This window comes from Streptomyces sp. NPDC033136, assembly GCF_055578235.1.
This window is the reverse complement of the sequence record NZ_JBVIPD010000013.1, coordinates 29,749-50,705: the sequence shown is the minus strand read 5'-3', so window position 1 is coordinate 50,705 and position 20,957 is coordinate 29,749. Positions and strand designations below refer to the sequence as shown.

At 71.0% G+C, this 20,957-nt stretch carries 17 protein-coding genes and 2 pseudogenes; 10 read left to right on the top strand and 9 right to left on the bottom strand.

Features of this window, described 5'->3' with window-relative positions:
* Positions 1 to 26: 26 nt before the first annotated feature.
* Positions 27 to 980 (bottom strand): ABC transporter substrate-binding protein, encoded by a 954-nt coding sequence (locus ACZ5TL_RS23565; RefSeq protein ID WP_468592153.1) that lies wholly within the window; start codon positions 978 to 980, stop codon positions 27 to 29.
* A gap of 625 nt (positions 981 to 1,605) precedes the next feature.
* Here ACZ5TL_RS23565 and ACZ5TL_RS23560 point away from each other — a divergent pair.
* The 4 genes from ACZ5TL_RS23560 to ACZ5TL_RS23545 all read left to right on the top strand — a co-directional run bounded on the left by ACZ5TL_RS23560 (position 1,606) and on the right by ACZ5TL_RS23545 (position 5,322).
* Positions 1,606 to 2,838, top strand: a complete 1,233-nt coding sequence (locus ACZ5TL_RS23560; RefSeq protein WP_468592152.1) for an NAD(P)-dependent malic enzyme — start codon at positions 1,606 to 1,608, stop codon at positions 2,836 to 2,838.
* Between the two features lie 630 nt (positions 2,839 to 3,468).
* Positions 3,469 to 4,434: a zinc-binding dehydrogenase gene (locus tag ACZ5TL_RS23555; protein ID WP_468592151.1), complete on the top strand. Its 966-nt coding sequence runs from the start codon at positions 3,469 to 3,471 to the stop codon at positions 4,432 to 4,434.
* A gap of 100 nt (positions 4,435 to 4,534) precedes the next feature.
* Positions 4,535 to 4,744 (top strand): HTH domain-containing protein, encoded by a 210-nt coding sequence (locus tag ACZ5TL_RS23550; RefSeq protein ID WP_468592150.1) that lies wholly within the window; start codon positions 4,535 to 4,537, stop codon positions 4,742 to 4,744.
* Positions 4,744 to 5,322, top strand: coding sequence for a Clp protease N-terminal domain-containing protein (locus ACZ5TL_RS23545; RefSeq protein WP_468592148.1), 579 nt, complete (start codon positions 4,744 to 4,746; stop codon positions 5,320 to 5,322). Before ACZ5TL_RS23550 ends, ACZ5TL_RS23545 begins: the two co-directional genes overlap by 1 nt.
* Before the next feature lie 8 nt (positions 5,323 to 5,330).
* Here ACZ5TL_RS23545 and ACZ5TL_RS23540 read toward each other — a convergent pair whose 3' ends face one another.
* The gene (locus tag ACZ5TL_RS23540; protein ID WP_468592147.1) at positions 5,331 to 6,389 is read right to left on the bottom strand and encodes a helix-turn-helix transcriptional regulator; all 1,059 of its coding nucleotides are present in this window, start codon (positions 6,387 to 6,389) and stop codon (positions 5,331 to 5,333) included.
* Between the two features lies 1 nt (position 6,390).
* Positions 6,391 to 7,386: a DUF4097 family beta strand repeat-containing protein gene (locus ACZ5TL_RS23535; protein ID WP_468592145.1), complete on the bottom strand. Its 996-nt coding sequence runs from the start codon at positions 7,384 to 7,386 to the stop codon at positions 6,391 to 6,393.
* A gap of 250 nt (positions 7,387 to 7,636) precedes the next feature.
* On the opposite strand from ACZ5TL_RS23535, the gene ACZ5TL_RS23530 reads away from it, so the two are divergent.
* Complete coding sequence (locus ACZ5TL_RS23530) at positions 7,637 to 8,362, top strand: hypothetical protein (protein WP_468592144.1); 726 nt, start codon at positions 7,637 to 7,639, stop codon at positions 8,360 to 8,362.
* A gap of 64 nt (positions 8,363 to 8,426) precedes the next feature.
* Here the strand turns inward: ACZ5TL_RS23530 and ACZ5TL_RS23525 are convergent, their stop codons facing one another.
* Positions 8,427 to 8,606: a DUF6104 family protein gene (locus ACZ5TL_RS23525; protein ID WP_003992906.1), complete on the bottom strand. Its 180-nt coding sequence runs from the start codon at positions 8,604 to 8,606 to the stop codon at positions 8,427 to 8,429.
* 319 nt (positions 8,607 to 8,925) lie between these two features.
* On the opposite strand from ACZ5TL_RS23525, the pseudogene ACZ5TL_RS23520 reads away from it, so the two are divergent.
* Both ACZ5TL_RS23520 and ACZ5TL_RS23515 read left to right on the top strand, forming a co-directional pair.
* Positions 8,926 to 8,982, top strand: a pseudogene (locus tag ACZ5TL_RS23520) (hypothetical protein); the annotation flags it as partial.
* The gene (locus ACZ5TL_RS23515; RefSeq protein WP_468592303.1) at positions 8,983 to 9,345 is read left to right on the top strand and encodes a tetratricopeptide repeat protein; all 363 of its coding nucleotides are present in this window, start codon (positions 8,983 to 8,985) and stop codon (positions 9,343 to 9,345) included.
* Positions 9,346 to 9,642: 297 nt separating this feature from the next.
* Here ACZ5TL_RS23515 and ACZ5TL_RS23510 read toward each other — a convergent pair whose 3' ends face one another.
* The 4 genes from ACZ5TL_RS23510 to ACZ5TL_RS23495 form a co-directional block, all read right to left on the bottom strand.
* The gene (locus ACZ5TL_RS23510) at positions 9,643 to 13,479 is read right to left on the bottom strand and encodes a multifunctional oxoglutarate decarboxylase/oxoglutarate dehydrogenase thiamine pyrophosphate-binding subunit/dihydrolipoyllysine-residue succinyltransferase subunit (RefSeq protein WP_468592142.1); all 3,837 of its coding nucleotides are present in this window, start codon (positions 13,477 to 13,479) and stop codon (positions 9,643 to 9,645) included.
* Positions 13,480 to 13,760: 281 nt separating this feature from the next.
* The gene (locus tag ACZ5TL_RS23505) at positions 13,761 to 14,873 is read right to left on the bottom strand and encodes a sensor histidine kinase (protein ID WP_468592141.1); all 1,113 of its coding nucleotides are present in this window, start codon (positions 14,871 to 14,873) and stop codon (positions 13,761 to 13,763) included.
* Positions 14,870 to 15,610 (bottom strand): response regulator transcription factor, encoded by a 741-nt coding sequence (locus ACZ5TL_RS23500; RefSeq protein WP_356436261.1) that lies wholly within the window; start codon positions 15,608 to 15,610, stop codon positions 14,870 to 14,872. The genes ACZ5TL_RS23505 and ACZ5TL_RS23500 overlap by 4 nt, the downstream gene beginning before the upstream one ends.
* Before the next feature lie 135 nt (positions 15,611 to 15,745).
* On the bottom strand, positions 15,746 to 16,423 hold the full coding sequence (locus ACZ5TL_RS23495; RefSeq protein ID WP_468592139.1) for a spermidine synthase family protein: 678 nt from the start codon (positions 16,421 to 16,423) through the stop codon (positions 15,746 to 15,748).
* A gap of 167 nt (positions 16,424 to 16,590) precedes the next feature.
* Between ACZ5TL_RS23495 and ACZ5TL_RS23490 the strand changes: the two are divergent.
* Positions 16,591 to 16,860: pseudogene (locus ACZ5TL_RS23490) on the top strand (rhomboid-like protein); the annotation flags it as partial.
* A 15-nt stretch (positions 16,861 to 16,875) separates the two neighbouring features.
* Here the strand turns inward: ACZ5TL_RS23490 and ACZ5TL_RS23485 are convergent.
* On the bottom strand, positions 16,876 to 17,559 hold the full coding sequence (locus tag ACZ5TL_RS23485) for a GNAT family N-acetyltransferase (protein ID WP_468592138.1): 684 nt from the start codon (positions 17,557 to 17,559) through the stop codon (positions 16,876 to 16,878).
* Positions 17,560 to 17,735: 176 nt separating this feature from the next.
* On the opposite strand from ACZ5TL_RS23485, the gene lon reads away from it, so the two are divergent.
* Positions 17,736 to 20,249: an endopeptidase La gene (gene lon / locus ACZ5TL_RS23480; RefSeq protein ID WP_468592137.1), complete on the top strand. Its 2,514-nt coding sequence runs from the start codon at positions 17,736 to 17,738 to the stop codon at positions 20,247 to 20,249.
* Between the two features lie 174 nt (positions 20,250 to 20,423).
* Complete coding sequence (locus tag ACZ5TL_RS23475) at positions 20,424 to 20,918, top strand: MarR family winged helix-turn-helix transcriptional regulator (protein ID WP_468592302.1); 495 nt, start codon at positions 20,424 to 20,426, stop codon at positions 20,916 to 20,918.
* Positions 20,919 to 20,957: the final 39 nt, after the last annotated feature.

The window sequence follows — 20,957 nt, the reverse complement described above, 5'->3', positions numbered from 1 at the left end:
TGCCTTTCAGTGCCGCTGTGTCGCGGTCACTTGCCGCCGTTGATGGTGGCTTCCTCGATGGCGCCGTCCGTGACGCCCCACTTCTTCATGATCTTCTCGTACTCGCCGTTCGCGATGACGGCGTCCAGCGCGGCCTTGAGGGCGTCCCGCAGCTCCGTCTGGTTCTTGGCGACCGCGATGCCGTACGGAGCGGCCTCGACCTGCTCGCCGACCAGCTCGAAGTCCTTGCCGCCGCCGGAGGTCTTCACGGCGTACGCGGCGACCGGGAAGTCGGACGAGCCGGCGTCGGCACCGCCCGCACGCAGGCGGGTCTGGGCCTGCTGGTCGTTGTCGAAGGGCTCGATGGCGATCTTCTTGCCCTTCGGGCACTTCTTCGACTCGGCCTTGGCCAGGTCCTCGGAGACCGTGCCGCGCTGCAGCACGATCTTCTTGCCGCACAGGTCGGACCAGGTCTTGATGCCCTGGTCGTCGCCCTTCTTGGTGTAGATCGAGACACCGGCGGTGAAGTAGTCCACGAAGTCGACGCCCTCACCGACCTTCTTGCCGGTGTTGGAGTCGATGCCCTCCTGGCGGGCCTTGGTGTCGGTCATCGCGGACATGGCGATGTCGTACCGCTTGGAGCGCAGACCCGTGATCAGCGTGTCGAAGGTGCCGTTCTCGAACTGGAAGTCGACCCCGAGCTGCTTGCCCATGGCGGCGGCGAGGTCCGGGTCGATGCCGACCACCTTGCCGGAGCTGTCCTTGAACTCGACCGGGGCGTAGGCGATGTCGGAACCGACCTTGATGACCCCCTTGTCGCGGATGGCCTTCGGCAGCTTGTCGGCGAGCGGGGCCGAGGTGGTGGTGTCGCTCTCCGAGCCGCTGTCCTTGGTCTGGTCACCGCATCCGGTGAGCATCAGCGCGCCTGCGACCGCGATCGCACCGACCGCTGCTAGCCGGGAACGAGCGGCGGTCGTACGACGGGTGGAGCTTGCGGTCATGGTGGGTTCCTCCGGCGGATGGGTGGAGTTGCCGATGGGGCGATGCGCTGCCGATGGGGTTCGGCAGTGCCGTGGACCGCCGACGGTGCCGGCTGGTCCGTGGGTCGACGAGAGCACACGTCTTCGAGTGCCGCGACCTTGTGTGATGACGGCATCTTGCCATTCGGACTGCGCCGTTCTGGGCGCCAGTCATGTCAAAATCGGATAACGGGCGACCCCCGAACCGCATCACTCCGGTACATCACGGCCGGACCTTCTATGGGAATCGTCCCTTCCAGCCGGAAGATCTTCGGTTTATCCCGGGATTCCGACACGAGGCCGCGTGCTTCGCCGGCGCTTGAGGGGTTGTCGCTGGTTTGTCCAGCCCTTGTCCCGATTTTTGACGAAGAGTCGAGGCCCCGTCATGTGACCTTCGCGTTATGGACTCGTCGTCGGTGCCGTCCGTCCGGTAAGAAGGGTCTTTACACCCCTCATCCGGGGCTCAGGGCGCGTGTGCGGCGCGCCCGTCGCGTACGCGCCCGTACGTATCACGTACACAGCACGACCACGGCCGTACGCGGTCCCGCCCACACCTCACCAGGAGTGGCCACCCTCAGACCAATGAAGATTTAAGGGGTAAAACGAAGTGGCAGCGGAGATCGTCAATCCTCGCAGCGAGAGCAAGACCGGCGATACGGACCCCGAGGGCAGTGCGGAGCCCCTCGACTCCTTCGATCCGGCGTTCGCATTGCACCGCGGCGGCAAGATGGCCGTGCAGGCCACGGTGCCGGTCCGCGACAAGGACGACCTGTCCCTGGCGTACACGCCCGGCGTCGCGAAGGTGTGCAGCGCGATCGCGGAGCAGCCGGAGCTGGTGCACGACTACACGTGGAAGTCGTCGGTCGTCGCCGTCGTAACGGACGGTACGGCCGTGCTGGGCCTCGGTGACATCGGGCCCGAGGCCTCCCTTCCGGTGATGGAGGGCAAGGCGATCCTGTTCAAGCAGTTCGGCGGTGTGGACGCGGTTCCGATCGCGCTGAACTGCACGGACGTGGACGAGATCGTCGAGACGGTGGTGCGGCTCGCGCCGTCGTTCGGCGGGGTCAACCTGGAGGACATCTCGGCGCCGCGGTGCTTCGAGGTCGAGCGGAAGCTGCAGGAGCGGCTGGACATCCCGGTCTTCCACGACGACCAGCACGGCACGGCGGTGGTGACGCTGGCCGCCCTGCGGAACGCCGCGCGGCTGAGCGGACGCGCGGTGGGAGACCTGCGGGCCGTCATCTCCGGGGCCGGCGCGGCGGGAGTCGCCATCGCGAGGATGCTGGTCGAGGCCGGGATCGGGGACGTCGCGGTGGCCGACCGCAAGGGTGTCGTGTCGGCCGACCGGGACGATCTCACGCCGGTGAAGCGGGAGCTGGCCGGTTTCACGAACAAGGCCGGGATCACCGGGTCGCTGGAGGCGGCGCTGGACGGCGCCGATGTGTTCATCGGTGTGTCCGGTGGGACGGTGCCGGAGTCCGCGGTGGCGACGATGGCCAAGGGCGCGTTCGTTTTCGCCATGGCGAATCCGAATCCCGAGGTGCACCCCGAGGTCGCGCACAAGTACGCGGCGGTCGTCGCCACCGGGCGGTCGGACTTCCCCAACCAGATCAACAACGTGCTGGCGTTTCCGGGGATCTTCGCGGGGGCGCTGCAGGTGCGGGCGTCGCGGATCACCGAGGGGATGAAGCTGGCTGCCGCCGAGGCGCTGGCGGCCGTGGTCGGGGACGACCTCGCGGCCGACTACGTCATCCCGTCGCCGTTCGACGAGCGGGTCGCGCCGGCCGTGACGGCGGCCGTGGCGGCGGCTGCGCGGGCCGAGGGTGTGGCTCGGCGCTGACGTCGGTGCCGGTTGTTTGAGCCGGTTGTTTGCGCCGGTTTGTCGGTACCGGTTGTCGGTGTCGGTTGTTTTGTGGGGTGACCCCGTCCGGGTTCGGGCGGGGTCATTTCTTTGCTGTGGGGTGCCGCTGTTCGGGGCGGGAGCGGGTGCCTGCGGCGGGCTGTGCGGGTGGGGTGGGGGTGCCTGCGGCGGTGGGGGCGGGGTGCCTGCGGTGGCCTGTGGCTGCTTCGGTGGGGGTGCGGTTAGCGCCTGACGCCGGGTGGTGGGTCGGGGCCGCGCCGGGGGGTGTCCGTCCTCGGAACGGTGCGATGGGGTCGGACGCCGACTGACTGTTCGTTGACGCGTCAACCGCTGCGGGCGGACACCCCCCCGACACGTCCCCTTCTCGCCGTACGCGAGTGCGGGTGCGTCGTCGTCCCGCCCCGGCTGTGGACGACGCTCCTTGCGTCGTCCGGCGTGTGGGGGCAGTCGTGCCGCTGGGGCGATGAGGGGCCCTCCCTGCTCGAGCGAAGCTGAGAGCTCGGGGGAGGGGTGGGAGCACGGCACCAACGGGCTGTGCCTGGCAAGAGGGCGTGTCTCACAGGGGGCGGTGGTTCCGCAAGGTCGGTCCGGGAACCTATCGTCAAGGTCATGTTCGCTGTCTACGCCGCCCGAATCGACCGCGACCAGCCGCTCTCCGGTCTGGAGTTGGGAGAGCGCCCGGCTCCCGAGGCCCGCCCCGGCTGGAGTACCGTCACGGTCAAGGCCGCCTCCCTCAACCACCACGACCTCTGGTCCCTGCGCGGCGTAGGCCTCGCGGAGGACAAGCTGCCGATGATCCTCGGCTGTGACGCCGCCGGCGTCGACGAGGACGGCAACGAGGTCGTCCTGCACTCCGTGATCGGACAGAGCGGGCACGGGGTCGGCCCGAAGGAACCCCGTTCCATCCTCACCGAGCGCTACCAGGGCACCTTTGCCGAGCAGGTCGCCGTGCCCACCTGGAACATCCTGCCCAAGCCCAAGGAGCTCTCCTTCGAGGAGGCCGCCTGTCTGCCGACGGCGTGGCTGACGGCGTACCGGATGCTGTTCACCAACGCGGGTGTGCGTCCCGGCGACTCCGTGCTCGTGCAGGGAGCCGGCGGTGGTGTCGCCACGGCCGCCATCGTGCTGGGGAAGGCCGCCGGTCTCCGGGTCTTCGCCACCAGCCGGGACGAGGCCAGGCGGAAGCGGGCCCTGGAGCTCGGGGCCGTGGAGGCGCTGGAGTCCGGGGCGCGGCTGCCGCAGCGGGTCGACGCCGTGATCGAGACCGTCGGGGCCGCCACGTGGTCGCACTCGGTGAAGTCGCTGAAGCCGGGCGGGACCCTCGTCATCTCCGGTGCGACCAGTGGCGACCGGCCCTCGCACGCCGAGCTGACCCGGATCTTCTTCCTGGAGCTCAAGGTCGTCGGGTCCACGATGGGGACCAAGGACGAGCTGGAGGATCTCCTCGCCTTCTGCGCCGCCACGGGTGTGCGGCCCGTCATCGACGAGGTCCTGCCCATGGACCGCGCGCGTGAGGGCTTCGAGCGGCTGGCGTCGGGTGAGCAGTTCGGGAAGGTCGTGCTGACCAATCCCTGAGGGGGGTGCGGGGTGCCAGACGGCCGGTCCGGGAACGGGCCGGCCGTTGTGCGCGTCAACGGTGATTGACGCGCACGGGGTGTCAATGTAGGTTGACGTCATGACCGAAGCAACCGATCTCGCCGAGCGTGCGGGTGACCGTGATCCACGGGTCGGCCTGCGGGCCGTCTCCGCGCTGCGTCGGCTGCTGGAGCAGTTGGAAGCCGTGCAGGTGCGCAACGCGCGCAATCAGGGCTGGTCGTGGCAGGAGATCGCCACCGAACTCGGTGTGAGCAGGCAGGCCGTGCACAAGAAGTACGGGAGGCGTTGATGTTCGAGCGGTTCACGAAAGACGCCCGGGACGTGGTGAAGAACGCGTTCGCGTATGTGGAGGGGGCTGGGGGAGGCGGGCGGTGCGTGGAGCCGGAGCATCTGCTGCTCGGCCTCCTCGACCGTGAGGGGAGTCGTGGGTCCTTCGCCCTCGCCGCTCTGGGGTTCCGTCCCGCTGAGGGGCGGGAGTCCGTGCGGGAGGCACTGCGTGCGGCGCGGAGGCGGGCCGGGCTGTCCCGGGCCGAGAGTGACGCGCTCGCCGGACTGGGGATCGATGTGGCGGAGATCGTCGCCCGGGTGGAGGAGGTGCACGGAGTCGGCGCCATGTCCGGCGACCGCAAGGACAAGCGGTGGTGGTCGGGACGTGCCTCCTTCGGCCGGGAGGCCAAGGGGGTGCTGGAGGGCTCCCTGCGGGTCGCTCTCGCCCAGGGCGACCGGCACATCGGGGACGAGCACATCCTGCTCGCCCTGACCATGCGCCCCGGTGTGCCGGCCGAGGTGCTCGCCGATCACGGGGTGACGTACGCGTCCCTGGCGCGGGTGCTGTACGGGAGCGGTGGCGAGGCCAAGGCCGGGTGAGCGGCGGCTTACGGCTCCTTCGGGGTGCGCAGGAGAGCCCCTATGTGGGCCGCCGTCGTCGACAGGTGGCGGCGGGCGTCGCGGAGCTGGTCGGGGGTGACGCCGTGGTCGCGGGCCGCGTCGCGGATGTCGTCCCGGAAGCGGTCGAGGAGGCGGTCCAGGTCGCGGGCGGGGTCGCCGGTGGAGTCTGCGGCGTCCTCGTGGGCCCAGGCCGGTTCGTAGGCGGCCGGGAAGCCCTCCGCGGGCTGTGAACGGGCCGGCTCAGGCGTCGGCTTGCCCGTGCCGGTCCAGTCGAAGCCGAAGTCCTTGCCGTAGTCCTTTCCGAACTCGCCCACCTCCTTGACCAGTTCGCTCAGGCCCTCGCGCAGGCCCGTGGGCCAGTCGCCGCGGGCGAAGTGGTCCTGGACCTGCTCCTGGACGCGGCGGGTGATCCGCTGCACCTGCTCCTGAGCCTGGGTCCGGGCCTGCTCCTGGGCCTCCTTCGCCTGGCGGCGGGCGCGCTGGGCGTCCTCGCGGGCACGGCGGCTCTCGTCCTTGGCGCGCCTGGCCTGTTCCTTCCACTCCTGCCGGGCGCGCCGCATCTCCTCCTTGGCGATGCGCCACGCCTCCTTGTCGCCGTACTGCGAGAAGTCGCCGTAGGGGGCGCCTTCCGTGCCGTCGGTCCCCGCGCCGGTGCCCCGGCGGGCCTCGGTCGCCGCGGCGCGCATCTCGCGGCGCAGGTCGCCGGCGGCTCCGCGCACGTCGGCCCGGATCTCGGCGGCCAGTTCCGCGACCGATTCGCGGATCTCCAGCTCCAGGTCGGCCAGCTCGCCGCTGCGGTCGGCCAGTTCGGCGCGGCCCGCGTCGGTGATCGAGTAGACCTTGCGGCCGCCCTCGGTGGTGTGCGTGACCAGCCCCTCGGCCTCCAGCTTGGCCAGGCGCGGGTAGACCGTGCCCGCCGATGGTGCGTACAGCCCCTGGAAGCGCTCCTCGAGGAGGCGGATCACCTCGTAGCCGTGGCGGGGGGCCTCGTCCAGCAGCTTCAGCAGGTAGAGGCGGAGGCGGCCGTGGGCGAAGACGGGAGGCATGTCAGAGCACCTTCTTGTCGGTCGTGCCGTCGGCCGGGGCGCTGGTGGCGTCGGCGCCCTGGCCGGAGACGGAATTGTCTCCCGAGCCGTCCCGCAGGTCGTCCCTCGGGTCGTCCCTCGGGTCGTCCTTCGGGTCGGCCGGAGGGCTTCCCGCGCCGGGGCCGGCGTCCCACGGCAGGTCGTCCTCGTCCTCCCCGGCCGGGCGGCGCAGCAGGGCGATCGAGCCGGAGACGGTGGTGGCCCGCAGTCTGCCGGTGCCCGCGCCGAGGCGGCCCGTGATCTTGTGTGCGCCCCACTGGCCGTGCACCCGCAGGCCGTCGAAGGCGTTGGAGACGGCACCGCTCGCCGTGTTCGCCTCGACCTCCGCGTCCGCCGGGTAGGGCAGCCGGATCGCGATCTCGCCCGAGACGCTGGTCAGCCGCACGTCGGTGGGGCCCTCCGGGTCGAGGTCGACGATCATCGAACCGCTGACCGAGTCGGCCCGCACGGAGGGGCCGGAGCCCTCGACCACGGTGAGGTCGCCGGAGACGGACTGGAACCGGAGGTCGCCGGTGACGTCCTGGGCCTCCAGGCTGCCGGAGACGGTGTCGGCGCGGACCGGGCCGGAGAGGCCCACGAGGGTCGTGTCACCCGTGACGCCCTTCACCACCGACGGGCCCTGGATGCCGGAGATCACGGCTGCCGCGCCGACCACTCCCACCTCCACGCGGGTGCCGGCCGGGACGGCCAGGGAGACCACCGCGCTGCGGCGCCAGCCCTCGCGGTCCAGCCACTTGAGGAAGCCCTTCCAGGGCAGGTCCTCGTAGGCCACGGTCAGGACGCCGTCCTCTTGGCTCACCACCAGGGGTGGCCCCTCGATCTCGGAGACCTGCAGGCGGGCGGAACCCTCCTCGGTGCCCACCACGTTCACCGTGCCGTTGACGAGACGCACGTGAAGATCGCTCACGGGCTCGTCGAAGGTGAGCTTCCCCGGCTCCGTGACGGACCACTCGGACATGGCAGACCTCCCCGTCTTGACGCGCCATATCGCGTCCCTATCGCATTCACGATATATCGCGGTCAGGGAAAGTCAAGACACCCGTTCTGGGGATGACGGGCGAACATAAGTGCCCAAACTGGGCTGATTCGCCCTAGCGTGTGACCATGCCGATAGAAGCTGCCCGCACCGGTCCCGCCTCCGGGCGCTGCTGTTGTGTCGGGCGGTACCCGGGGACGTCGCCCCCGTCGCCCACCTGCTGCGCGCACCCATGCGGCTCACGCGCGCGGGCGACGAGTGGAGTGTGCTCGTCCCGGAGGGCGGGCCCTGGCGGGACGGCGGCGAACCCGTCGACCGCGTGGTCACCGGATGGGCCACCGCCCTCGCCGTGAGCGCGCCCTGGCCCGTTCTCGCCCTGTGGTGGGACGCCGACCACGCGGGCTTCACGCTCGCGTCCGGCTTCCGCCGGCCCGTCGGCTTCGTCTGGCTCGCGAGCGGCGTCCCGGTGGGGGAGGACGAGGCGATGCGCACCTTCGCCGCACGCCTGGGCCTCGACCCCGTCCTGGACGTCCAGTCCCTCGACCGGCTGACGAAACCCGACTCCGCCGCCGACGCCCGCACCCGCCTGCGCGGCCTGCTGGCGGTCCTCGCGCGCGTGGGCGTCTCGATGCCCTCCGAGCTCGCCCCCGGCAGCCCCGCCGACCGGCTCCGCGAAGCCGTCGCCCTCCGGCCGGGCAGCCTGCCCGTCGAGTGGCCGGGCCGGAGGGAGGCGGTCATGGAACGCGACACCGCCGACCACAGCCGCCTCAACCCCTGGATGCCCTGGACCAGCGACCCCAGAGCCCGCGCCCTGGCCCTCGCCCAGACGGCCGCGGGCGTACCACTCCTGGCCTGGGGGCTGCGCAGGCGCAGCGGCGGCTGGATCACGGCCGGAGCGCTGCTCCTGGCTCATGGCGTCCTGGAACTGGCGTACGCCCTCACGCACCCACGCGACTGACGCCCCCGGGCGGCGAAGGCGCCGAGGCGGCCACCCCGCGGGGGAGGCGACCGGGGACGCCTCCCTACTCGTCGTCCTCGTCGTCCAGCCGCGCCAGCCAGGTCGCCAGCCGCTCCACCGGCACCTCGAAGTCGGGGTTGAGATCGACGAACGTCCGCAACTGCTCGGCGAGCCACTCGAAGGTGACTTCCTCCTCGCCGCGCCGCTTCTCCAGTTCCTCGATGCCACGGTCGGTGAAGTACAACTCTCGCTCCTGATCCGGACGGGGCAAGCCCTCTTGCCTGCCTTCCAGGGTATGCCGTGCGGCACCCCGGGATCCTGGCCGGTAACGGGTGGGGCCATGGGCTGCCGACATGGGTGTGACCTTCGTCTGGTGCACGTGGGCCCGGCCGTGCGCGATCGGTCCGGCGGGGGACTCGACGGGGGACGAGATGAGCCACATCCAGGGACGTCCAGCTGCCGGACGGCCGCCCACGCCCCCCGGCACGGCGGCGGACCGGTGACCACGGCCGGGGACAACTGGATCGACCCGCAGGACGTTCGTCGCCGTCCACCGGCTCGGCACCATGCTGCGCGGACTCGGCCGCTACACCGAGGCGGAGCAGGCGGGCCAGGAGAACCTGCGGCGGCTCCGCGACGCCGACGGGGTCCGCCCCATCGAGCTCATCCGCGCCAAGGACGGTCTCGCCGGCACGCTGATGGCGCTCGGCCGCTACACGGAGGCCCGCACCCTGTTCGAGGAGGCGGCCGAGAGCGCGGCACGGGAACTCGGCGGAGAGAACGTACCGCGGACCCTCCAGCGTCCGAGCAACCTCGCCGTCGCCATCGGCTGCGGGGCGACTACACCGAGGCGCTCGCCCTGCACCGCAGCGTCTTCGAGGCCCGGGTCCAGCTCCTCGGCGGCAAGGACGTCGCCACCCTCAACTCGGCGCTGCGCAGCCCCTGGACGCTGCGGCTGCTCGGCCGGTACCGGGAGGCGATGACGATCCAGGGCCACAACTCCCGCGTACCCAGCCAGGTCCTCGTCCGCAACCACAGCCAGACCCCACCGGCCGAACACAACCTCGCGCTGTGCGCCCGAAGCCGGGGCAGCAAGTCGCCGCCCGGCTCACCGCCCTCCCCTGCCCGGACCACCCGCACACGCAGTACATCCTCGAACGGCACCCCCCTACCGGACTTCCGAACCGCAGCCGATCTGACACCGGGACGGCGAAGGGCCCGGCCCCGGGACATGTCCTCCCGGGGCCGGGCCCTGCTGCGAGCCGATGCTCAGCGGCGTGTCACGCCTCGAACACCTCACGCACCAGCTGCTCCTGCTCGGCCTGGTGCCGCTTCGCGGAACCGACGGCCGGGGACGAGCCGTGCGGGCGCGAGATGCGGCGCAGGCGCTCGCCGTGCGGGACGTCGGCGCCGACCGCCAGGTCCAGGTGGTCGATCAGATTGAGCGCGATGAACGGCCACGCACCCTGGTTCGCCGGCTCCTCCTGGGCCCACAGGTACTTCTCGGCGTTCGGGTACTTCTTGATCTCCGCCTGGAGCTCGGTACCCGGCAGCGGGTACAGGCGCTCGATGCGGACGATCGCCGTGTCCGTGGAGCCGCGCTTCTGGCGCTCGGCCTCCAGGTCGTAGTAGACCTTGCCGGCGCAGAAGACGACCTTCTTGACCGCGGCCGGGTCGACCGACGCGTCACCGATGACCGGCTGGAACTGACCCGTCGTGAACTCCTCCGCCTTGGCCGCCGCCGCCTTCAGGCGCAGCATCGACTTCGGCGTGAAGACCACCAGCGGCTTGTGGTGCGGGTTGTGCACCTGCCACCGCAGGAGGTGGAAGTAGTTCGACGGAGACGTCGGCATGGCGACCGTCATGTTGTTCTGGGCGCACATCTGGAGGAAGCGCTCCGGACGCGCCGAGGAGTGGTCCGGGCCCTGGCCCTCGTAGCCGTGCGGCAGGAGCAGGACGACGCCGGAGGTCTGGGCCCACTTCTGCTCGGCCGACGAGATGAACTCGTCCACGACCGTCTGCGCGCCGTTGACGAAGTCGCCGAACTGCGCCTCCCACATCACGAGCGCCTCGGGGCGGGCCAGCGAGTAGCCGTACTCGAAGCCCATCGCGGCGTACTCGGACAGGAGGGAGTTGTAGACGTTGAGTCGCGCCTGGTCCTCCGAGAGGTACTGCAGCGGCGTGTACTCCTCGCCGGTGCTGCGGTCGATGATGACCGCGTGGCGCTGGCCGAACGTACCGCGCTGCGAGTCCTGGCCCGCCAGGCGGACCGGCACGCCCTCCAGCAGGAGGGAGCCGATCGCGAGGGTCTCGCCCATGCCCCAGTCGATCGTGCCGTCCTCGACCATCGACGCCCGGCGCTGCAGCTGCGGCAGCAGACGCGGGTGAACGGTGATGTGGTCGGGGACGGTGACCTGGGACTCGGCGATCCGCTTGACGACCTCCGTGGTCACCGCGGTGTTCACGGCGACCGGGAACTCGGCCTGCGGGTCGGAGGGCTCCACGGCGGCCGGCTGCGAGGTGGCCTCGCGGACCTCCGTGAAGACCTTCTCCAGCTGGCCCTGGTAGTCCTGCAGCGCCTGCTCGGCCTCTTCCAGGGTGATGTCGCCGCGACCGATGAGGGACTCGGTGTAGAGCTTGCGCACCGAGCGCTTCTTGTCGATCAGGTCGTACATCAGCGGCTGGGTGAAGGCCGGGTTGTCCGACTCGTTGTGCCCGCGGCGGCGGTAGCAGATGAGGTCGATCACCACGTCCTTGTTGAACGCCTGGCGGAACTCGAAGGCGAGCCGCGCGACGCGGACCACGGCCTCCGGGTCGTCGCCGTTCACGTGGAAGATCGGGGCCTCGATCATGCGCGCCACGTCCGTCGCGTACATGGAGGAACGCGAGGACTCCGGCGCGGCCGTGAAGCCCACCTGGTTGTTGATGACGATGTGGACCGTGCCACCGGTGCGGTAGCCGCGCAGCTGCGACATGTTCAGGGTCTCGGCGACCACGCCCTGGCCCGCGAAGGCCGCGTCGCCGTGGATCGCCACCGGCAGGACCGTGAAGTCCGTGCCGCCCTTGTTGATGATGTCCTGCTTGGCGCGGGAGACGCCCTCCAGGACCGGGTCCACCGCCTCCAGATGCGAGGGGTTCGCGACCAGGGAGACCTTGATCTGCTCGCCGTCGAGGCCCGTGAAGGTGCCCTCGGCGCCCAGGTGGTACTTCACGTCACCGGAGCCGTGCATCGACTTCGGGTCGAGGTTGCCCTCGAACTCGCGGAAGATCTGGGCGTACGACTTGCCGACGATGTTGGCGAGGACGTTCAGGCGGCCGCGGTGGGCCATGCCGACGACGACCTCGTCCAGGCGGGACTCCGCGGCGCTGTCCAGGACCGCGTCCAGCAGCGGGATGACGGACTCGCCGCCCTCCAGGGAGAAGCGCTTCTGACCGACGTACTTGGTCTGCAGGAAGGTTTCGAAGGCCTCCGCCGCGTTCAGGCGGCGCAGGATGCGCAGCTGCTCCTCGCGCTCCGGCTTGGAGTGCGGGCGCTCGACCCGGTCCTGGATCCACTTGCGCTGCTTGGGGTCCTGGATGTGCATGAACTCGATGCCGGTGGTGCGGCAGTACGAGTCGCGCAGGACGCCGAGGATGTCGCGCAGCTTCATCATCGACTTGCCGGCGAAGCCGCCGACGGCGAACTCGCGCTCCAGGTCCCAGAGCGTGAGGCCGTGCTCGGTGATGTCCAGGTCGGGGTGCTTGCGCTGCTGGTACTCCAGTGGGTCGGTGTCGGCCATGACGTGGCCGCGGACCCGGTAGGAGTGGATCAGCTCGAAGACGCGGGCGGCCTTCGTGACGTCGTCGTCGTGGCTGGCGTCGATGTCCTTGAGCCAGCGGACCGGCTCGTAGGGGATGCGCAGCGCCTCGAAGATGTCGTCGTAGAAGCCGTTCTCGCCGAGGAGGAGGTTCGCGACCTGGCGGAGGAACTCGCCGGAGGCGGCGCCCTGGATCACCCGGTGGTCGTAGGTCGACGTCAGCGTCATGACCTTCGAGATGCCGAGCTTGTTCAGGGTGTCCTGGCTGGTGCCCTGGAACTCCGCCGGGTAGTCCATGGAGCCGACGCCCATGATCACGGACTGGCCGGGCATCAGACGCGGCACCGAGTGGACCGTGCCGAGGCCGCCGGGGTTGGTCAGGGAGACCGTGACCCCGGAGAAGTCGTCCATCGTCAGCTTGCCGTCGCGGGCGCGGCGGACGATGTCCTCGTAGGCCTGCCAGAACTCGAAGAAGTTCAGCGTCTCGGCCTTCTTGATCGCCGCGACGACCAGCTGGCGGTCGCCGTTCGGCTTGACCAGGTCGATGGCGAGACCGAGGTTGACGTGCTCCGGCTTGACCAGGGTCGGCTTGCCGTCCACCTTCGCGAACGAGTTGTTCATCGCCGGCATCGCCTTGATGGCCTGGACCATCGCGTAGCCGATGAGGTGCGTGAAGGAGATCTTCCCGCCACGCGCCCGCTTGAGGTGGTTGTTGATGACGATGCGGTTGTCGAACAGCAGCTTCACCGGGACGGCGCGCACGGACGTGGCCGTGGGCAGCTCCAGGGAGGCGTCCATGTTCTTCGCGACCGCGGCGGCGGGGCCGCGGAGCACCACCTGCTCGGGGCCCGCGGGGGCCTCGCCGGCGGGCTCGGCCTTCTTCGCGGGAGCGGCCGGCCTGGCGGCGGCCGGCTTCGCGGCCGGAGCGGCCTTCGACGGAGCGGCGGCCGGAGCCTGCGCGGCCGGCTTCGCCTCGGCCGGAGCCTGCGCGGCGGGCTTCGCCTCGGCGGGAGCCTGCGCGGCGGCGGGCTTCTGGGCCGCCGGGGCGGGGGCAGCGGCCGGGGCGGCCTGGGCCGACGGCTGAGCGGTGGTGCTCCCCGCGGCCGCGGTACCCGCCGGAGCCGAGGCGGCAGCGGCGCCCGGCTTGTAGTCGGCGAAGAAGTCCCACCAGGCTCGGTCTACCGAGTTCGGGTCCTGGAGGTACTGCTGATAGATCTCGTCGACGAGCCACTCGTTGGCACCGAACGACGCGGCGGCGTTCTTGCCCGCTTGGTCGGTGTCGGTCGAGATGCTCGAGTTACTGGGGGACTGTGGCGACACGGCGGCAACCGCCCTCTTCCGCTTCACAAGATGATGGACAGCGGGAATCAAGGCTACGCCCCCGGGACCGGGAAGGTCAGGTCGGGCCCGTGCAACGTCGTGTAAGTCACATCTCAGAGCGTGTTTCGGGGCTTGAAATGGCGGGAAACAAGCGTGGTTCCGCTTAAGAAGGGAAGGGCTGAGCAGGGCCTGTCGCGCCATCGGCGCGGGCCTGTGCCTGATCACACGTGTCCGTCAGCGCGGACGCCGGTGGATCTTGTGGCTCTGCTTCGAACTTTACGTCAACTTTGCGCGGATGGAAGTCCCGGAAGAGTGACAAGAATCCGGCAACCGCGCTCGGATTCGGCCACTGCGATGCGGCCGCCGTGCAGATCGACCGCCCAACGGGCGATCGCCAGGCCGAGCCCCGTGCCGCCGTCGCTGCCCGGGCCGTGCTGCCGCTTGGCGTTGCCGCGGTTGAACCGCTCGAAGACGCGGTGCCACTCGGACTTCGGAATGCCGGGGCCCTCGTCCAGAACCTCCAGCTCCAGCGACTCCGGCAGCGCGCCGCGCCGCGCCTTGACCGTCACCCGGCCGTGCGGCGGGCTGTGCTTGACCGCGTTGTCGATGAGGTTGGCGACGACCTGGTGGATGCGCTCCGGATCCGCGTGCGCGGTCAACTCCGGCGGGTGGACGTCGAGGTGCAGATGGACGTCCGTACGCGTGTGACTGCCCGAGCCGGTGGCGATGCCCGCGCGCACGGAGGCGACCATGTTGGCCTCCTTCAGCACGCCGGACAGATAGGGCCACACCTCGAACCGCCGCTGTCTCAGCGGTACGACGCCGTTGTCCAGCCGGGACAGGTCCAGCAGTGTCTCCACCAGCCGGCCGAGCCGCTCGGTCTGCTTCAGGGCCGTGCGCATGGTCTCCGGGTCGGCCTGTGTGACACCGTCGACGATGTTCTCCAGCACCGCGCGCAGACCCGCGATGGGCGTGCGCAGCTCGTGCGAGACGTTCGCCACCAGTTCCTTGCGCTGGGTGTCCTGGGCCTCCAGCTCGTCGGCCATGGCGTTGATCGTCACGGCCAGGTCGCCCAGCTCGTCACGGCGGTTCTCCCGCACCCGGCGGGTGTAGTCGCCCTGCGAGATGGAGCGGGCCACGGCGGTCATCTCGTCCAGCGGCGCGGTGAGCGAATGGGCCACGAACTGCGTGATGAGCAGGGTGGCGATCATGGAGAAGACCGTGATGAAGCGCAGCTCCGTCTTGGTGTGCACCGCGATCACCGACAGGCCCGTGGTGATCAGCACCGAGATGACGACCAGCGCGCCCAGCTTGGTCTTGATCGAGAACGGGCTCACCCGTCCCCAGGGTTCCGGCTCCCCGGGGGTGCTCCGTGCGGCCGGCCCGCCGCTCATGGCGTCGGGGTCTCCAGGGCGTAACCCACGCCGTGCACCGTACGGATCCGTTCGGCGCCGATCTTCCGGCGCAGCGCCTTGATGTGGCTGTCGACCGTGCGGGTGCCGGAGGCGTCCGCCCAGTCCCAGACCTCGGCGAGCAGTTGCTCGCGCGAGAGCACCGCGCGCGGGGTGTTCGCCAGGCACACCAGCAGGTCGAACTCGGTGGGCGTGAGGTGGACGTCCTCGCTGCGCACGCGGACGCGGCGCTGTGCGTGGTCGATCTCCAGCTCGCCGAGACGCAGAATGCCGGAGCGGGGGGTGGCCGCGGCGATCGCGGCCCGCTCCACCCGGCGCAGCAGTACGTGCACGCGCGCCGCCAACTCCCGCATGGAGAACGGCTTGGTCATGTAGTCGTCGGCCCCGACGCCGAGCCCGACCAGCATGTCGGTCTCGTCGTCGCGCGCGGTGAGCATCAGCACCGGCACCGGGCGGGCGGCCTGCACGCGCCGGCAGACCTCCAGACCGTCGAAGCCGGGCAGCATGATGTCGAGGATCAGCAGGTCGGGCTGCCAGGCTTCGGCCGTGTCGACCGCGGCCGGACCGTCACCGGCGGTTTGCACGAGGAATCCCTCGGCTCGCAGGCGGGTCGCGATGGCGTCCACGATCGTCGCGTCGTCCTCGACCACCAGGACCCGGCGCTGTGCGCCCGGAGTAGCCGTCGCCGAACCGTTGTGGGAGGTCTGTGTCTGCTCCATCGCCCGCCCCTGGGGTGTGCTTTCCGGAATCAGTGGGGTGATTCCTTCTGACTGGCTATGCCTGCGCATGGTTGCGATTGACGCTTGAATGATCGGCGTCCGGGGAGCAGCGTACGGGGAGTCAGCACACCTTTGCTATCCAGGGCTGATGCCGAGGTGCACGACGTCCGGAACGCCCCGGGCAACCGGGAGCTCTTCGGTACGCACGTGCTGGAACCCGGCATTCCGCAAGGTTTCCTCGAATTCCGGCGATGGCTGGGCGGACCAGACGGCGAGAACTCCGCCGGGTCTCAACACCCGTGCGCAGCTGTCCAGTCCGGCTTTCGCGTAGAGATCGCCGTTGCCCTCCGTGACGGTCCAGCCGGGGCCGTTGTCGATGTCGAGGCACAGGGCGTCGTACGTGTCGGACGTCTCATTGACGTACGCCACGAGATCGTCTTCGACGAGGTGCGTGCGGGGATCGGCGAGGGCCTCGGCGGAGATCGCCGCGAGCGGGCCGTCGAGATGCCAATCGACGATCGCGTGCTCGCGTTCCACCACGGCGATCCGTCCCCAGCGCGGGTCCGCCGCGGCGTGCGCGAGGGAGAAGCCGACGCCGAGTCCGCCGATCAGCACGTCGGGGCGGTCCCGGCCGGGCAGGGCGTCCAGGGCCGCGTCGACCAGCCGCCGCTCCGAGCGGCCGTCGGAGGTGTCCATCAGGAAACAGCCGTTCGCGATGATCTCCAGCCGGTCACCGTGCCGCCGCAGCACGACCTCGCCGTACGGGCCCTCGCGACGGTCCAGCACATCGGGAATGTCGTACGAGGTAGGCATGGGGGCATCCTGGCAGGTCCAGGGCGCAGGACGCCGGGAATTACCGGGGGACGCGACGAGCGGCCATGAGATGCCGTGCATCGGCTCTCGCGTGGCACAGGTCACAGGCAGCGGGGCCGGGGCGGGCGAAGGCTGGGGCATGACCGAAGGGGCGCCCCCTGTGGAGGCGGCTTCCCGGGAGTTCCCTGCACCGCCTCGGCTACGGCGTCAGCTTCGGCGTCGCGGCCTGCACCGGCGCCGTCGCCTGCCTGCTGTGGCTGTGGCTGTGGCTGCGCGTGCCGCTGCTGGCCGGCTTCGGCGGCGTGCTCGTGCAGGACCTGCTCGCCTTCACCGACCCGATGGCCGACCGGGGGCATGTGATCGCCCTGGCCATCGGGGTCGCGACCTGGCCGCTGGTCAGGCGGTGGCGGGGGAGGCGGGGCGGTGCGCCCGGACCGGCCGCGGCTGTTCGTTCAGGAAGGAGAGGCCGTCCGGGGAGGAGAGGCCGTTTCCGTCAGCGGGCAGTGCTTCGCGCTGGTGAGCAGGGCCACCACCTCCCAGCCCAGAGCCTCGTAGAGCCCGCGCCCCGCGGGGGTCCCGGCGAGGACACCGGTCCGGGCCCCCTGCCGGACGGCGGCGCTCTGCAGCGTCCGCATGACGAGGCTGCCGAGTCCCTTGCGGCGGTGCTCCGCGGCCGTCTCGATCTGGTCGGCCACGGCGGTGGTGCCCGTCGGGGCGACCTGCCCGCGCGCCGCCAGGGAACCGTCCGGCGCGGCGATCAGCACCCGCGTCACCCCGCCGCGCGACCAGGTGCGCAGCCGGTAGCCGTCGGGCACGTCCGGAGCGTCCCCCGGGGCCAGCGGAGCCGTCATGAGGTAGCCGGGCTCGGGATCGATCCACCAGGCGCCGTCCAGCCAGCCGGCGACCACCGACGGGTCCCGGAACGCCTTCAGCCAGATGCCGGCCCCGGTCACCGCGCCCGCCACCTTCCGCACGGTCGTCTCGTCGAGGTCGTCGCCGGTCGCGCCGAACACATGACGTGTGACGTGGCCCTTCACCCCCACGTCGATCGTGCGGCCCCACGGCTCGGTCACGGGTGGAGCCGCCCCGCGCGACACGACCCATCCGTCGACCCACGCCTGCACGGTGCCGTCCACGTCATCCCCCTGTAATGGGCAGGTAACCCTTTGAGTCATTACCTATAGGGAGCATACGCGCCCCTTCGCCCCCGGCGTCTCAGGTGATCGCTGACAGCGAACGCCGGGCGGGGAACATCCGGCCGCTCCCGAGCATTGAGTCGGCATAGCTCAACTTGACTGCCGAAGGGGAGATCATGGCTTCGACGTCCACACCGCTCACCCTGCCCGTGCTGCCGCTCGACGACGAGGTCGTCCTGCCCGGGATGGTGGTCCCGCTGGACCTGAGTGACTCCGAGGTCCGCGCCGCGGTGGAGGCCGCCCAGGCCGCTGCCCGGTCAACGCCCGGAAAGCCCCGGGTACTCCTGGTGCCGCGCATCGACGGGACGTACGCGAGCACCGGTGTGCTCGGCACCGTCGAGCAGGTCGGCCGGCTGGCCGACGGTGACCCGGGCGCGCTGATCCGCGGCCGGGGGCGGGTGCGCATCGGTGCGGGGACCACGGGCCCCGGCGCGGCCCTCTGGGTCGAGGGCACCAGCGTCGACGAGACCGTGCCGGAGCCTTCCCCAAGTTCTCAACCTCGTTCGAACAGGGGAGCCCCCTATCTCGGGCAGGTCGCCGAACTGGTCAAGGAGTACAAGGCCCTCGCCACCGCCTGGCTGCGCAAGCGCGGTGCCTGGCAGGTCGTCGACCGGGTCCAGGCCATCGACGACGTCTCGGCGCTCGCCGACAACTCCGGCTACTCGCCGTTCCTGACCACCGACCAGAAGGTCGAACTCCTGGAGACCGCCGACCCGGTGGCCCGGCTCAAGCTCGCCACCCAGCAGCTGCGCGACCACCTCGCCGAGCAGGACGTGGCCGAGTCCATCGCCAAGGACGTCCAGGAGGGCGTCGACAAGCAGCAGCGCGAGTTCCTGCTGCGGCGTCAGCTGGAAGCGGTCCGCAAGGAGCTGCGCGAGCTGAACGGCGAGGCAGGCAAGGACTCCGCCGAGGAGTCCGAGGACTACCGCGCCCGCGTGGAGGCCGCCGACCTGCCCGAGAAGGTCCGCGAGGCCGCGCTCAAGGAGGTCGACAAGCTGGAGCGCTCCTCCGACCAGTCGCCCGAGGGCTCGTGGATCCGCACCTGGCTCGACACGGTCCTGGAGATGCCGTGGAACGAGCGCACCGAGGACGCGTACGACATCCAGGGCGCCAAGGCGGTCCTGGACGCCGAGCACTCCGGTCTGGAGGACGTCAAGGAGCGGATCACCGAGTACCTGGCGGTGCGCAAGCGGCGCGACGACCGGGGGCTGGGTGTCGTCGGCGGGCGGCTCGAGGGTGCGGCGCGAAGCGCCTCGGCTGAGGGTGGCGGTGGGCGAGGTGGGGGCGGTGCCGTGCTCGCGCTGGTCGGGCCGCCCGGCGTCGGCAAGACCAGCCTGGGGGAGTCCGTCGCCCACGCGATGGGCCGGAAGTTCGTGCGCGTCGCCCTCGGCGGGGTGCGCGACGAGGCCGAGATCCGCGGGCACCGGCGCACCTACGTCGGCGCGCTGCCGGGCCGGGTCGTCCGGGCAGTCAAGGAGGCCGGGTCGATGAACCCGGTCGTGCTGCTCGACGAGATCGACAAGGTGGGCTCCGACTTCCGGGGCGACCCGGCCGCCGCCCTGCTCGAAGTGCTCGATCCCGCGCAGAATCACACCTTCCGGGACCACTACCTGGAGGTCGAGCTGGACCTGTCGGACGTCGTCTTCCTCGCCACCGCCAACGTCCTGGAGGCGATCCCGGAGGCCCTGGCCGACCGGATGGAGATCGTCCGCCTGGACGGCTACACCGAGGACGAGAAGGTCGTCATCGCCCGCGACCACCTGCTGCCGCGCCAGCTGGAGCGGGCCGGGTTCGACAAGGACGAGGTGACCATCGACGAGAGCGTCCTGCGCAAGCTCGCCGGTGAGTACACGCGCGAGGCGGGCGTCCGCAGCCTGGAGCGGTCCGTCGCCCGGCTGCTGCGCAAGGTCGCCGCCCAGCACGAACTGGGCGAGCGGAAGCTGCCGTTCACCGTCCGGGACGAGGACCTGCGCGATCTCATCGGCCGGCCGCACCACGTGCCCGAGTCGGCCCAGGACCCCGCCGAGCGGCGGACGTCCGTACCGGGCGTGGCGACCGGGCTCGCGGTGACCGGCGCGGGCGGCGACGTGCTGTTCGTCGAGGCGTCGCTGGCCGACCCGGAGACGGGCGCGGCCGGGCTGACCCTGACCGGTCAGCTGGGAGACGTGATGAAGGAGTCCGCGCAGATCGCGCTGAGCTTCCTGCGCTCCCGCGGCGCCGAGCTCGAACTGCCGGTGGCCGATCTGAAGGACCGGGGCGTGCACATCCACTTCCCGGCCGGCGCGGTCCCGAAGGACGGCCCGAGCGCGGGCATCACGATGACCACCGCCCTCGTGTCCCTGCTGTCCGGGCGGCTGGTCCGCACGGACGTGGCGATGACCGGCGAGGTCTCGCTGACCGGGCGGGTGCTGCCGATCGGCGGAGTGAAGCAGAAGCTGCTCGCGGCGCACCGGGCGGGCGTCACCACCGTGATCATCCCCAAGCGCAACGAGCCCGACCTGGACGACGTCCCGGCGGAGGTGCTGGACAGGCTCGACGTCCACGCCGTCACCGACGTCCGCCAGGTGCTGGAGCTGGCGCTCGCGCCCGCGACCGCGGGGGCGGCGCCGGAGGTTCCGGTGGCCGCGTGACGGAGGCCATCGGATGAGGGAGGCCCGGGTTCTCGTGAGGGAGGCCCGGGCCTTCACCGCGTGGTGACCCTGTGCACGCGCACGCCGTGACCTGCGGAATACTTGCCGAACTGCGGCGATGACGGCAGGTGACGGAGAATCTCAGTACGGGTGACGACCGAGGCAGGGGCTGACGTGCGGGACAACGGCAACGGCGACGGACCGGCAGGCGAGCCCGGCCTGGCCGCGAGCGGAGTGGATCAGCCCGCCTTCCTGGCGCTGGAGCGCGAACTGACCGTGCTGTTGAGGCGCGCCCGGGCCAGCCAGGGCGAGATGGCCCGCGAGGTCCATCCCGACCTGGAGTCCTCCGCGTACGGGCTGCTCGTCCGGCTGGGCGAGTGCGGCAAGCAGCGGGGCACCGAGCTCGCCGCCTACATCGGCGTCGGCAAGGCGACGATGTCCCGCCAGCTGCGCGCCCTGGAGGAACTCGGCCTGGTCGCGCGCGAGCCCGACCCGGCCGACGGCCGCGCCTGGCTGGTCGCCCTCACCCAGGAGGGCCACGACCGAGTCCGCCGGGTCCGGGAGGCCCGCCGCGCTCGTTACGCCGGCCGCCTGGCCGACTGGGACACCCGCGAGGTCACGGAACTGGCCCGGCTGCTGCACCAGCTCAACCGCGGCATGGAGAAGTAGAGCCCCGCCCGGCGCCCGGCAGCCGCTCGCACCGTCGAG

Excerpts from the sequence above, each read along its gene's own strand:
- ACZ5TL_RS23555 (WP_468592151.1), top strand. The coding sequence starts at position 3,469 with ATGTTCGCTGTCTACGCCGCCCGAATCGACCGCGACCAGCCGCTCTCC.
- ACZ5TL_RS23495 (WP_468592139.1), bottom strand. The coding sequence starts at position 16,423 with ATGCCTACCTCGTACGACATTCCCGATGTGCTGGACCGTCGCGAGGGC.
- ACZ5TL_RS23550 (WP_468592150.1), top strand. The coding sequence starts at position 4,535 with ATGACCGAAGCAACCGATCTCGCCGAGCGTGCGGGTGACCGTGATCCA.
- ACZ5TL_RS23540 (WP_468592147.1), bottom strand. The coding sequence starts at position 6,389 with ATGCCTCCCGTCTTCGCCCACGGCCGCCTCCGCCTCTACCTGCTGAAG.
- ACZ5TL_RS23500 (WP_356436261.1), bottom strand. The coding sequence starts at position 15,610 with ATGGAGCAGACACAGACCTCCCACAACGGTTCGGCGACGGCTACTCCG.
- ACZ5TL_RS23530 (WP_468592144.1), top strand. The coding sequence starts at position 7,637 with ATGCGGCTCACGCGCGCGGGCGACGAGTGGAGTGTGCTCGTCCCGGAG.
- lon (WP_468592137.1), top strand. The coding sequence starts at position 17,736 with ATGGCTTCGACGTCCACACCGCTCACCCTGCCCGTGCTGCCGCTCGAC.
- ACZ5TL_RS23535 (WP_468592145.1), bottom strand. The coding sequence starts at position 7,386 with ATGTCCGAGTGGTCCGTCACGGAGCCGGGGAAGCTCACCTTCGACGAG.
- ACZ5TL_RS23545 (WP_468592148.1), top strand. The coding sequence starts at position 4,744 with ATGTTCGAGCGGTTCACGAAAGACGCCCGGGACGTGGTGAAGAACGCG.
- ACZ5TL_RS23565 (WP_468592153.1), bottom strand. The coding sequence starts at position 980 with ATGACCGCAAGCTCCACCCGTCGTACGACCGCCGCTCGTTCCCGGCTA.
- ACZ5TL_RS23505 (WP_468592141.1), bottom strand. The coding sequence starts at position 14,873 with ATGAGCGGCGGGCCGGCCGCACGGAGCACCCCCGGGGAGCCGGAACCC.